The 13,080-nt window shown below is 64.1% G+C and carries 5 protein-coding genes; 1 reads left to right on the top strand and 4 read right to left on the bottom strand.

Annotated elements, in window-relative coordinates; all coding sequences use genetic code 11:
- Positions 1 to 165: 165 nt before the first annotated feature.
- The 3 genes from ACFFDA_RS00650 to ACFFDA_RS00660 form a co-directional block, all read right to left on the bottom strand.
- Positions 166 to 8,616, bottom strand: a complete 8,451-nt coding sequence (locus tag ACFFDA_RS00650; protein ID WP_404477659.1) for a GH36-type glycosyl hydrolase domain-containing protein — start codon at positions 8,614 to 8,616, stop codon at positions 166 to 168.
- 2 nt (positions 8,617 to 8,618) lie between these two features.
- Positions 8,619 to 9,632 carry a universal stress protein gene (locus ACFFDA_RS00655; protein ID WP_404477660.1) on the bottom strand — a complete coding sequence of 338 codons (1,014 nt, stop codon included), beginning with the start codon at positions 9,630 to 9,632 and terminating at the stop codon, positions 8,619 to 8,621.
- Positions 9,633 to 10,022: 390 nt separating this feature from the next.
- Positions 10,023 to 11,282, bottom strand: coding sequence for a class I SAM-dependent methyltransferase (locus ACFFDA_RS00660; RefSeq protein ID WP_404477661.1), 1,260 nt, complete (start codon positions 11,280 to 11,282; stop codon positions 10,023 to 10,025).
- Positions 11,283 to 11,286: 4 nt separating this feature from the next.
- Here ACFFDA_RS00660 and ACFFDA_RS00665 point away from each other — a divergent pair, with 4 nt between their 5' ends.
- A complete protein-coding gene (locus ACFFDA_RS00665) occupies positions 11,287 to 11,427 on the top strand; it encodes a hypothetical protein (RefSeq protein WP_404477662.1) in 141 nt (46 codons plus the stop codon).
- A 28-nt stretch (positions 11,428 to 11,455) separates the two neighbouring features.
- On the opposite strand, the gene ACFFDA_RS00670 is transcribed toward ACFFDA_RS00665, so the two are convergent.
- Positions 11,456 to 12,667, bottom strand: coding sequence for an IS256 family transposase (locus ACFFDA_RS00670; protein ID WP_404477663.1), 1,212 nt, complete (start codon positions 12,665 to 12,667; stop codon positions 11,456 to 11,458).
- Positions 12,668 to 13,080 lie beyond the last annotated feature (413 nt).

The following is a 13,080-nucleotide window of genomic DNA, read 5'->3' on the forward strand; positions in this document are numbered from 1 at the left end:
CCTTTTGCATGTGCGCTTGCCCTGCTGGCATGGTCCGACAGCTCGCGCTCGTCGCGCAATAACCCTGTTGGATAACGCATTGCTCACTCTGCGAGCGAGGGCATTCCGTGTTTCCTCGCGCCGGGGGGCCAAGTTCCAACATTCGCAACTCGGCATCGCGCAAAATCAGGACGCCAAGGCAATCCGGCACGTCAGGAGACACCGCACTTCGTGCGTCTCGCCTTCTGTGGGAAACGCGAGACCGTCACTCGGCCATTCCGCCCCATCGACCAGGATGCGCGCGGCGTTCGGAGCAAGCCCCTCGGGATTTTCCACCGTGATATGCAGGCTGCCTTCGGCCCGGTTGATGGTCGCCTCGAAGGATGGCCACGCCGCCGGCAGGCAGGGTGCGAGATGCAGGCGGCCTTCCACCAGTCGCAGGCCCAATATTTCCTCGACCGCCAGCCGCCATGTCCACGCCGCGGCGCCGGTATACCAGCTCCAGCCGCCGCGACCGACATGGGGCGGCGTCCCCGCGACGTCCGCCGCCAGCACATAGGGTTCGGTCCGATAGCGCGCGACCTGTTCGACCGACCGGGTCTGGTTGATAGGGTTGATGCGATCGAAGATCTGCATCGCGCCCTCGGCGTCGCCGAGCCGGGCGAGGGCAATGCCCAGCCATGCGGCGGCATGTGTATATTGACCGCCATTTTCCCGAATGCCGGGCGGATAAGCCTTGATATAGCCGGGGTCGCGGGGCGTCGCATCAAAGGGCGGCGAGAGCAGCAGGACCAGCCGGTCGTCGTCGCGCACCAGATGCTGCTGGGCCGAGGCCATCGCGCGCGCGTTCCGTTCCGGACTGCCGCCGCCCGAGAGCACCGCCCAGGATTGCGCGATCGAGTCTATCTGACACTCGCCGTCCGAAGCCGAACCCCAGGAGCGGCCGTCGTCATCGAAAGCCCGCAGGTACCATTCGCCATCCCAAGCCGACTGCTCGGCCGCCTTGGCAAGCGCCGCCGCACGGGGCTTCCAGCGTTCGGTGAGCTCGTTACGCTCCAGCCGGGCGCAAAGATCAACGAACCCGTCGATCGTGGCGATCAGGAACCATGCCAGCCAGACGCTTTCACCACGCCCCTGCTCGCCTACGCGGTTCATGCCGTCGTTCCAATCGCCGGTGCCCATCAGCGGCAACCCGTGCCCCCCGAGCCGATGGCCGCGCTCCAGCGCACGTTCGCAATGCTCGAACAAGGACCTGCGCTCGGTGGTGACGTCAAACCGCGCGTAGCGGTCGGCTTCGTCGCTTGCCAGCGGGGGGCCGCGCAGAAATGGCGCCTCTTCCAAGAGGATGCCGGCATCGCCGGTGGCCTCAACATAGGCGGCGGTGACGTAAGGCAGCCAAAGGAGATCGTCCGAGCAATGCGTCCGGACACCCCGATCCAGGGGCGGATGCCACCAATGGAGAACATCGCCCTCCTCGAACTGATGGGCCGCGGCCGACAGAATGTGCCGTCGCGCCAGGTCGGGATCGGCGTGCAGCAGGGCGAGCACGTCCTGAAGCTGGTCGCGATAGCCAAAGGCGCCGCCCGCCTGATAAAATCCCGCGCGGGCACGCAGGCGCGCGCTCATGGTCTGGTAGGGGAGCCATCTGTTGACGAGGATGTCGAACGCGGGGTCGAACGTCTTCACCTTGACGGCGCCCAGACGCCTGTCCCAATCGTCCCGGCATTGCTGCAGGGCGGGCTCCACCTCCGCCGAATCCTGCCAACGCCGCACCAGGGTCCGCGCGTGGACCTGGTCATCTCCCTGTCCCAGGACGAACACCACCTCCCCTGTCTGGCCGGGCGCGATGTCCAGGTGAACCTGGAAGGCGCCGCAGCAATCAGCGCCCGCTGAACGCTGGCGGCCGCCTAGATCCCAGTTCAGCAATGCTTCGGGCCGGCGTGGATTGCCATCGCGTCCCATGAAGTCCCGCCGCGACGTCGTCAGGCTGTGCGGCGGACGACTGCTCGTCAGGAACGCCGTTCGCTCGTTGAATTCCTCCGTCCACGGGTTGTTGGCCATCAGCGCATGGACTTCGGCGTCATAATGCGCGGTTCGCAGCGGGGCCGGTTCTCCCTGAACCGCGCCGAGCAGCCATTCGGCATAATAGGTCGCCGTGATCCGGCGGGCGTGGGGCAACAGGTTATGAAGCCGCAGCCGGACGATCTTGACCGGATCGTCGACGGGCACGAAGACAAGAACCTCCTGGTCGAGGCCTTCACAGCTGCTTTCCCAGCTTGTGAAGCCCGCCCCATGCCGGATGCGGCAGGCGGTTCCCGCCCCGGCGGGCTGAGGCGTCGGGGTCCACAGACGTGCGTTCTCCTCGTCGCGCAGATACAGTATTTCGGTCTGAGGATCGCGGACGGGATCGTTGGCCCAAGGCGTCAGGCGATTTTCACCGCTGTTGATCGCCCAGGTGAATCCGAGCCCCCCCTCGGTGACGATCGAGCCAAAGCCACCATTGGCAAGGACGTTTGACCAAGGTGCGGGGGTCGTCTCGCCCGGCTTGAGATGGATCACATAGGCTTCGCCCCCCGGCGCGAACCCGCCAAAGCCGTTGTCGAACGCCAGCTCCTCCAGCGGGCGCATCCCGGAACCTGGACTTGGCGGTGCCCCGCCGCCGATGGGCTCGAAGTGCGGGCTGCGAAGCTGGGGAGAATCGGCGCGTACCAATTGATCGCCGAGCGCGCCTGCCGTCTCGTCGAGCACGATCTGCGCGGCGCGTTCGAGAAACTGAGCGCGATCGCCGTCTCCGTGCCCGATCCCGACGAGATGAACCCCTCCATTCTGTCCGAGTTGCTCCTGCACACCCGCCTCCCGCAGGAGCTCGATCAGCCGTTCGCGGACGGGTTCGAGATAGCCCGCCGCTCCTTCGTGCATGATCACAAGGTCGATCCCGATACCACGCCTGCGCCATAGCTGCTGGGCTCCGGCAAGAAATCGCAGCAGTGCAGTGCGCTGGCCGTCGCCTGCGCGCACCAGCAGGATGGGGTGATCGCCCGATATTCCCAGCCCCCACAGATCGCCCCGACCAAGATGGTCGGCGACGAGCGCGATCTGCTCGCCAGGAGATCGCAGAACAGGCTGTAGCAGCGCCGAGAGCAGCATCTGCGCGTCAGACACGCGGTCCGGGCCAAGTCCGAGTTGGCGCATCTCCCGCGCCGCATCCGCAACGGCGTCGTTCATCGCCCATTCGAGTGCGGTCAAAGTCGCATAGCGCTCGGCGATTTCCAGAGCGGATGCCCGCGAGCCGGCGACGATCGTGACGAACGCAAGTTCGCGCCTACTATGCGGGGGAATCTGCAGTTCCGCGCGCATCGCCAGAATGGGATCAAGGGTCCAGCCTGTCGTTCCGCCGAGTTCATCATGCTGCATGGCGGCCGGAGTTGCCTGGTCGCCGTGGCGCTTCAGAAAGGCCGCGCGGTCGGTTTCGACGCCCCGCGGCGTGAAGCCCTTGTCGTCGGCGACAACCCGGTGAATCAGCACCGGCGGACGGTCGCCAGCATCGCGCGGCCGGCGCGTGAACAGCAAGCCGCTCGTCCCGGGAAGCAGCTCGCTGCCGACGAAGAGCTTGCTGAAGGCTGGATGACGCGCGCCGTCGATCGGCGGCGCGAGCATGATCTCGGCATAGCTCGTGAAATCGAGCGTTCGTGAGCGGTCGCTTTCGTTGACGACAGTGACGCGGCGGATCTCCAGATCGTCGCCATGCGGGATGCCGACCGCCATGGTCAGGGCGATATCATGGTCCCGGCGATGATATTCGACCTGATGCGCCTGGAAGAGCAAGCGCTCCTCTGTCGCCGCGGCATGCACGGGTCCCGGGGTCGCCGACCAGAATGCACCCGTGTCCCGGTCGCGCACATATATCCAGAGGCCGGCGTCACCAGGCAATCGATCGGGGCGGGTGAGCGCATAGCGGTGCCAATATAGGCCCCCTCCCCCATTGGCCGCCAGACGGCTGGTCAGGCGTCCGTTGCCAATTGCATGCAACGGCGTGAAGCCCCCGATGGAAGCAGGGTTCCAGGGCTGGAGGTGGGGGATCGCGCCTTCGGCGACCGGCTGGGGTTCGCGAAACTCGATGCGCGAGATTTCGGGTGGCAGTTCCCAGGGAATCCGCTCGTTGAGGAGTAGGTCGATCGTGCGGATATGGGGATCGCCGTGGAACCAACGGACGAACATATCGCCGCACAACGCATTGCCGAGTGCCGCCATGCTCATACCGTGATGGTGCGCCATATAGGATCGAACCACCGCGCAGCGCTCTCCCTCCGGCACCCGCTCGGGTGTGAAGTCGATGGCTTCGTAGAAGCCGTATCGCCCAAGCATGCCCAGTTCCGCGAGATCGCGAAGGTTGCGCACCGCCATGGCGGTGCGCGCGGCGAGCGCCAGCACCGTGGCATAGGGGGCCACTACCAGATCGCGTGCAAGCCCTCGGCGCAGGCCGAGCCCCGGGACGCCGAACGCGTGGTAGCGATAGACGCGATCGGGGCCCATCGAGGCGAAGGCGGACTCGGATATGCCCCAGGGAATGCCATGGCTGATCGCATAGGCCTGCTGTAGGTCGACAGCGGTTCGATCGCTCTGGCCGAGAAGAGTTTCGGGATCGCTGCGCAGGAACAGGTTCGGCATGAGATATTCGAACATCGAGCCGTTCCACGAGACCAGCGAGAGGCCCGACGCCTTCTTGGTGATCGGGCGCCCGAGAAAGAACCAATGCTCGGGAGGCACATCGCCCTTGGCGATGGCGAAGAAGCTTGCCAGCCGCGCCTCGCTCGCCAACAGGTCGTAATGATGCTGATCGATCCGGTCGGCGGAGACATTGTACCCGATATGGAAGAGCCGGCTGCTGGTATCGAACAGCAGGGCGAAATCCATGCCATGCGCCCAGGCGTCCGCTCGCCGGGCGATGCCAGCCAGCCGGTCGCGCATAAGCTTGTGGGCATCCACGCCGCGGGCAAGAGCCGAGCGGAATTCTTCAACCCAGGTCCGGGCTTCGCCAGGGTCGAGGGTCCGACCGAATGCATCCAGCAGGCCGCTCGCCTCTTCGCACGCGGCATCGATTTCGGCGGAAATGCGCTCGCCCGCCAGCATGGAGGCGAGCCGGGCGACGATGTCGCTGCAACCAGCGGGAGGCCGCGTCAACAGCGGCAGCCATGGGAGGAACATCCGCACATCACGGCGCATGCTGAGCAAATGATGATCGACCCGCTCGAGCCACAGTTGAACATCGCGGATCACCTTCGTCGAGAGCATACTCGCACTCGCGATGCTTTTGCGGATCCTTTCCTGCAGCTCGGGAAAATCGCGATCGCTGAGCGCGTCCAGCAGAACGCTCCAGCAGGCGTCGCCGTCTTGTGCCGCCGCCACCGCATCCCGCATCGCGCCGAGATGGGGTCGGCAGGCATGGTCGGGGTCGACGTCGTCGGCGAGCGCGCCGGCAAGCAGGTCGAGGGTGTCGTCGAGCCCGGCCCACAATGCCGGGGACAGCACAGGAGCTTGAATGGCTTCGCGGCACGCCTCGTCCACAACAACAAGACTGACCGCAAGATTGCCGCTGTCGACGGTGGAGACGTAGCGCGGTTCGAGCGGCTGCAATGAACGGGTATCATACCAGTTGAGCATATGTCCGCGGTAACGATCGACCCGGTCGAGCGCGTCCAGTGCATTACGCAGCCGCATCTCGAGGTCGGTCGTGCTGATATGACCCAGTTTCCACGCCGTCAGCGTGGCGAGCAGCATCATGCCGACATTTGTCGGCGAGGTCCGATGAGCGATCTCTTCTTCGGGCGGCTCCTGGTAATTGTCCGGCGGCAGCCAATTGTCCTCTGGCCTCACAAAGGTTTCGAAGAACAGCCATGTCCGGCGTGCGATGCTGCGCAGGAACAGGCGGTCACCTGCCTCCAGTGGCTCGACCAGGGAGCGGCGCGGACGGCCTATCCGGTAGGCGATGTCAGGCGCCAGCAACCACAGCAGCAGCAGCGGCGCCGCCGACAGGAGCGTCGGTGAATGCGTCAGCGCCAGTCCCGCGGCGACGGCAAGCGCGAATGCGGGCGATACCCACATCTCGCGCCAGGCGGCCCGGCGCGGATCAAGCGCGGCAAAATGCGCCGTGGTATGCGCGGCTGACGTCCACTCCAGCAGTCCACGTCGGGTTCCCAGCCGCCAAAGCGTGATCCGGATCGCATCGAGCGCGATGGCGGCATCGCTGATCAGAAAAGCGATCGAGAGCGCCCATCGTCCCAGCTCATCCCCCAACCGTCGCAGGACACCCTGGAGCACGCCGCGCCGACGCCCGCGCGCGACGCCGGTCACGACATCGGTGAACAGATAGGCCGCGGGCGCCACGATCGCCAGCAATGTCCAGATCCAGGGACTGCCGCCGAGGATGAACCATCCGCCAAGCAGCAGGGCCACGAGGCTGGGCGGCACGAGGCTGCGGCGAAGATTGTCGAAGATCTTGAGCCGGTCGAACCAGGTGAGACGGTTGCGAAGGTGCGTTCCGGCGCGGCCCGGGACCAAGGGAAGCAACCAGGGCAATAGCTGCCAATCGCCGCGCACCCAGCGGTGCCAGCGCCGGCGGTATTCGAGATAGCCGGAGGGAAAACCTTCATAAACGATGATGTCGCTCGCTAGCGCCGCGCGACCGTGCAATCCCTCGAACAGATCGTGGCTGAGCAGGTTGTTTTCAGGGATCCGCCCTTCGACGCTGCGCTCGAAGGACGCGACTTCGTAGATGCCTTTGCCGACGAAGATGCCTGAGCTGAACAGGTCCTGGTAGACGTCGGAAACGGCGCGCGAATAGATGTCGATCGCGGTGTCGCCGCCGAAATAGCGCGTGAACAACGATCGTCCGCTGGTCTCTGGAGCGATCTCGACCCGCGGCTGGAGGATCGTGTAGCCGCCTGCCACCCGCCCGGTGCGCGGGTCGAACCGGGCCTTGTTGAGTGGATGGGCCAGAGCCGCCACCATCCGGTTGACCACGCCGGTCGGCAATCGGGTATCCGCATCGGCGGTGACCACGAACCTTGCGGCGCGCAGCGCTTCGATGCGGCCGGCGGTCAGTGGAAAAGGGCTGAGGTCTCCGCGCAGGATGTAGCCGTTGAATTGCTCCAGCTTTCCGCGTTTGCGTTCCCAGCCCATCCAGACCGACTGGGCGGGATTGAAGAGACGCGGCCGGTGGAGCATATGGAAGGGGCCGTTCCCTGCAATGCCATAGGTCTCGTTGAGACGCTTGATGCCGTCCGCCAATGCGGCGTCGACCTCCGCATCGCCAGGAAGGCTCGCGCTATCGGCGTCGGCATAGTCGCTCAGCAGGACGAAATACAGCCTCGGGTCGGGGTTGCCGAGATAATGGCTTTCCAGGCGCTGGAGAAGCGCTGGCACGTCCATCGGCTGCGCGACAAGCACCGGCATGACGACGGCCGTCCGACAATGGTCGGCTATCCCGCCCTCGAAGTCGAGCTTTGGAAGCACCCGGGGCGACACGAGCAGAGTCGCGACCCAATTGACGAAGGTAACGCTCAGGATGGTGGCCGGCAACGTGGTGAGCGCGATGCCCAGAAGCCATCCCGTCGCTGTCGCCTCGACCAGCGCGAGGTAAAGTGCCGGGACGCTGAAGCTGACAAATCCCGCGAGAAAGAGCGATACCGTATAGAGCGCGGCGGGATAGCGCAGGAGCCTGCGCCCGATCAATTCCAGCGCCAGCGGCCGCACGTCGATCGCATCCTCGAACGCCGGCCGGCCATCGCCGACCAGCCAGTAGCCGACATGATCGGCCGGCACGTCGGCATTGGCCCGGCATTGCGCGAGCAGGCGTTCGGCGACATCCCATTCCGGCATGCCGCCATGGTCGGACAACTGCTCGATCGCATGGCGGTAACGGTCGCGCGTCTCGAAATCCATGTGGTGGTAGACCGCTGCCGGGTCATGTCGCAGGATCGCCTCGACGCGACTTGTCCTGTCGAAAAAGTCCTTCCACTGGATCGTCGAGATGACCGCGAGGTTCGCGATGGCGCGCGAGACGCATTCGGTATCGTCTGCCCTCGCGGAGAGAGCGGCCTCGGGACCAACTTCGAACGGCGGCGCTACGTCGGGGAAGAGGCGTCCGAAGCCTGTAACGAGCAGTTCGAGACAGGCCAGGCGAAGCATGGCCGGGAACGCCCATAGCTCGGCAATGCTGAGAGGCTCTTCGTCCTGATAGCTTTGGATGAACGGGACCGCGGTGTTGAGCGATATCTGTAGATGCGACGCATCGAGCAGCCCATGGGCCAGGGCATAGATGCGTGGCTGGCCTTTAGCCGCCTCACCGGCCAGGCCGGGCAATCGGCGGTAGAACCGGGCGGGCATATCCTCCTTGATCTGGAGGATGGCGCGTTGAACGTGATAGTCGTTGTCGAGCAGCCATTCGGCGGCCGAGCTGCTTTGCGGCTCGGCGGCGCCAGCAGCAGCCCGCGCCGTGTTCAGCCACGCGCGCAATGCCGACAGCTCCGACCAGGTTGCCAGCGGTGACGGTTTGCGGACCAGCCCGCCGAGCCGGTGCCGGCGCGCCAGCTCGTGCGCGGCAGCGACTATCGGGTCCACATGCTCCACATCGGCCATTCTCAAACAGGGCCCACAGCCGGGAGGCGCGCTGCCTGGACATTGGTGAGCGCCATTGGCTCGGGTGCGACCGTGGACGGGCGAACGATCAACATCGGCGCTGCGGAGTGGGTCATGAGATAGGCGGCGACGCTTCCATATGGAACGTCCGCGTGATGGCGGCCGCCTTGCCCATTCGCCGACAGGACGACCAAGTCGGCTGCCTCGGTAACAATCAGTCCCGATAGCGCCGAACGCACATCCTCACTTCGCATCGAGATGACGCGAACCGCGATTCCCATCGCGGCAATGTAGTTCCGGACGTGATCAAGATAGACGCGGGCGGTCTGCTCGTTCCGCTCGACGACGATCCGCCGGAGCTCGAGATCCCGTGGCTCGAGGGGCCTTGTTTCGGTAAGCTCCGGCGTCGGCACGACATGTGCGAGGATCAGTTCCGCGCGTGCCGACTTCGCGAGCCGCGTGGCGAGCGGTATCACGCTTTCGGCCCAGGTCGATCCGTCCAGGGGGACAAGAATTCGCCGATAGGTCGGTGTTGACGCAGCGGAGGCCGCTATCGGGACAAGCAAGATCGAGCCGGGCGCACGATCGAGCACATGATGCGCCGTGCCGCCGATTCCCGTTGGGGTCGAACCATTTTCGCCGTGAGTGCCAAGCACGAGCAGGCATTCGGGTTGTGCGCAGGTGAAACGGCAGATTTCCTCTGCCGTCGCGCCTTCTGCAAGCTTGATCTCGGCAGTTGCGGTCGAGGGCATGGGTGCGGTCGACAATTTGCCCAGGACCCGCCTCGCTTCGTGCCGGCGAAGATCCCACTCGATCGGGTCTGGCCGCACCTCCTTGCCCGTCTGCCCTTCCAGCACCTGCAGCAGCGTCACTGGAACCTCGAGCGCCTGGGCGATTCGGAATGCGTGCGAAACGACGCCGGCCGCATACTCGGATCGATCGAGGCAAGCGACGACGTGACAGGTTCCCGCCTGCGCGGCCGCGCGCTTCGGGAAGAGTGCCTTTGGTATCGACATATTTCGGCCTCCTGTTGTCTTTGGCGGCAATTGCCGTCGCGGCATCACCAGCGCTCGGCGCGGAGCTCGGGGACAATCCCCAAGCGCTTTGAGGGCATCGCAATTCGTGATGAAGGCCACGGTGACCGATCCGGGGGAAGCTCGAAATACGGGTATGTACGGAAGCCTATCTCGATCCGGTGGAGGCTAGGCGGCCTAACAACGTCCCGCCCGGGCATGATGACGCGCGGAGCGGGCACGGGCAGTCGGGGACAGTAGAATACGCCCAAATCACTTGGAGGACGCCGTGAGTTTGGCCTCAGATGAGCAGGGCAACATTCTCACTTCCACCGAGGGATATCCCGCGGGCGGAACAGGAAGTCAGCATTTCGTGCGCGCCGACAAGCCTCTTCAAACCGAGCTAACCAAGGGATCCGCTTCGGCCGGGTCATTTTCTGCTTGAAAAGCCATCATATAATCACGCACGAGCGGAAGAGCCGTGCGCCTACAGATATATTGGATCTGATAGTTGCACAATTCGCCATGTCGGAAAGCGACCAAAGCACCGGCGAGATAAAATGTCCACATGCGATAGAAACGGGCATCATAAAGCGCTTCGATCGTCTCCTTCGCCGCAGTTGTTCGACGATACCAGTCCTCCAGTGTGTGAGCGTAGTGAAGCCGCAGCGTTTCTACGTCGGCGACAATCAGCTTCATGGTTTCACTTGCGCCGAAAATTTCGGACAAAGCAGGAATATAGCCTCCGGGGAAAATATACTTGCTGGCGAGCGGATCCGTCGTGCCCGGTCCGCCCATTCGCCCTATGGTCTGAAGCAGCATCACGCCGTCATCCGTCAGCAGTGATCGCCATTTCTCGAAAAACCGCCGATAGAAGGGCGGCCCGACATGCTCGAACATGCCGACGGAAACGATCCGATCGAATGTTCCGGTCAGGTCGCGATAGTCGATCAGCTCAAACTTGACACGATCGGCCACGCCCGCCTCGTCGGCACGGCGGCGGGCGATCTCAAGCTGCTCCAGGCTCAGCGTGATCCCCAGCACGTCCGCGTCTGCGACACGGTTGAGATAGAGCGCCAATCCACCCCATCCGCATCCGATGTCGAGCACCCGCTGGCCGGATTTGAGATAGAGTTTGGATGCGATGTGCGCCTTCTTGTCGGCCTGCGCCTCTTCAAGATCCTTGGCGCTGTCGCCGAAATAGCCGCAGCTATACTGTCGGTCGGAATCGAGAAAGACATCATAGAGCCCCCCCTTGAGGTCGTAATGGTGCGCGACGTTGCGTCTGGAGCGTCGTTTCCAGTTCAATCGATCCAGTCGGGACATCAGCGAATAAGCGATGCTCCCCAAGCGATTGCCCCGAAGGGCATCACCATTTTCGCGTTCCCGGGCTACGTTGGATTGGACGAGATCGATCAGGGCAAGAACGTCCCCACCGTCCACGAGGAGGCGGCCTTCCATCCAGGCCTCGGCCGCTCCCAGGCGCGGGTTTCTGGCGATGGCACGCGGCGCGCTACGATCGGTGAACCGGATCGTCACCGGCTGCCGCCCTTGTTGTGACGATCCATAGTCGTGCCGCGTCCCATCGGCCTCAAACAGGATGAGTTCGCCCGACCTGACGAGACGGGAAAGCAATCTGTTCAAGAGCCACATCCGAATGATCCTGCTCGACGGGCTCAAGAACAATCGAGGCGCAACCTGCGCAAGCGGGTTTGCCCTTGTCGCCGGTGTGAAAACCTTGCTTGAGTTCGTATGCGGCGTGGATTGGCCGAGGGTCGCGTCCGTCAATGTGGTGTAAAATTGGGTGTGGCCAGCGGGCTGCATTTTCAGGCGGCCTTGGGTGTAATCTGTAGCGGCTGGACCTCCTCGATCATTGGTGTGGCAAGGGCGGCCATGCCCTCGATCTGCATGTAGCGGTGCTGGAGCTGGTATTCGTCATTCTGCTCGAGCAGGACAGCGCCGACGAGGCGAATGATGCTATCCTCGTTCGGGAAGATGCCGACAACGTCGGCGCGACGCTTCACCTCCTTGTTCAGGCGCTCCAGCGGGTTGGTCGAATGCAATTTGACCCGGTGCTGCTCGGGGAATGTCATGTAGGCGAGGACGTCGTGCTCGGCGTCGTCCATGCAAGCGCCAAGCTTTGGCCAGCGGGCTCGCAACTGGTCGGCGACCTGGCGCCAGACCTGCGTTGCGGCGGCATGATCGGGCTGGAGAAAGACCTGGCGGATGGCAGCGGCGACCACGGTGTTCTGGCCCTTGGGCACGTAAGCCAGGGCATTGCGCATAAAGTGAACGCGGCAGCGCTGCCAGGTAGCGCTGAACACGCGGGTGATCGCTGCCTTGAGGCCCTCGTGCGCATCGGAGATGACCAGCTTAACGCCGCTCAGGCCGCGCCGGGCGAGGTCCTTGAGGAAGCTCGACCAGAACGGTTCGGCTTCGGAGGGGCCAATGTGCAGGCCGACGATTTCGCGCTTGCCCTCGATGTTGACGGCAACGGCTATTATCGCGGCGACACTGACGATCCGCCCGCCCTCGCGCACCTTGAGGTAGGTGGCATCGAGCCAGAGATAGGGCCACTCACCGGCGAGGGGTCGCTTAAGGAAGGCATGGACGCGTTCGTCGATATCCTTGCACAGCTTGGACACCGAGGACTTGGAGATGCCGGTCATGCCCATCGCCTGCACCAGCTCGTCGACGCGTCGGGTGCTGACGCCGGCAATCCACGCTTCCTGGATCACCGCGACCAGCGCCTTCTCCACGGTCTTCCTCGGCTCCAGAAAGCCGGGAAAGTAGGCGCCGGTCCGCAGCTTGGGAATCTTCAGGTTGAGCGTGCCGAGCCGGGTATCGAGGCTGCGGTCGCGGTAGCCGTTCCGCCAGGTCGTCCGGTCGCCGGAGCGCTCGTGTCGGCTAGCGCCGACGAGGCCGTCGACGTCGGCCTCCATGATGATCTGCAATACGCTCTCGGCGATCGTGCGCAGGAAATCTCCATCTCCGGTCTTCGCCATCAGCTCGGCAAGCGGTAGTCTGTCGTCGGTCATCGGGATCAACTCCTCGGTGGGCGTGTGAAGTGTGGTAACTCCACCTTACCGATGAGCCCGGTGGCCACCGAGATCGAAATCGCATCGGGTGGGGCATGCCCCACCCGATGCGATCACCTCAATCTACACCAGAAATTACACCACGAGCGCGGACGCTAACTTGGCCGAGCATTACGCAGGTATACTTAGACGGCGAGCCGGGGGCGCGTAGAAACTGGCGCTGACGTAAAGCAGAGACGCGATCGGCGCCGGCATTCTTGATCTTTCACAAGTGGAGGGGAAGCTCGGCAATCCACGCGGGGGGATAAGGCGTGGCAAAGGAAAACTCAGTCAGCTCTGCCGAGCGTGGCAAAGCCGATCCACAAACGGCTGCCCCCATGGCCGGACATGTTCGCGCGTGTTTCGATCGACCG

Source organism: Novosphingobium sp. BL-52-GroH (assembly GCF_044813085.1).
GTDB lineage: Bacteria > Pseudomonadota > Alphaproteobacteria > Sphingomonadales > Sphingomonadaceae > Novosphingobium.

Coding starts and splice junctions, on each gene's coding strand:
- ACFFDA_RS00650 (WP_404477659.1), bottom strand. CDS start 8,616: ATGGCCGATGTGGAGCATGTGGACCCGATAGTCGCTGCCGCGCACGAG.
- ACFFDA_RS00655 (WP_404477660.1), bottom strand. CDS start 9,632: ATGTCGATACCAAAGGCACTCTTCCCGAAGCGCGCGGCCGCGCAGGCG.
- ACFFDA_RS00660 (WP_404477661.1), bottom strand. CDS start 11,282: ATGTGGCTCTTGAACAGATTGCTTTCCCGTCTCGTCAGGTCGGGCGAA.
- ACFFDA_RS00665 (WP_404477662.1), top strand. CDS start 11,287: ATGATCCTGCTCGACGGGCTCAAGAACAATCGAGGCGCAACCTGCGCA.
- ACFFDA_RS00670 (WP_404477663.1), bottom strand. CDS start 12,667: ATGACCGACGACAGACTACCGCTTGCCGAGCTGATGGCGAAGACCGGA.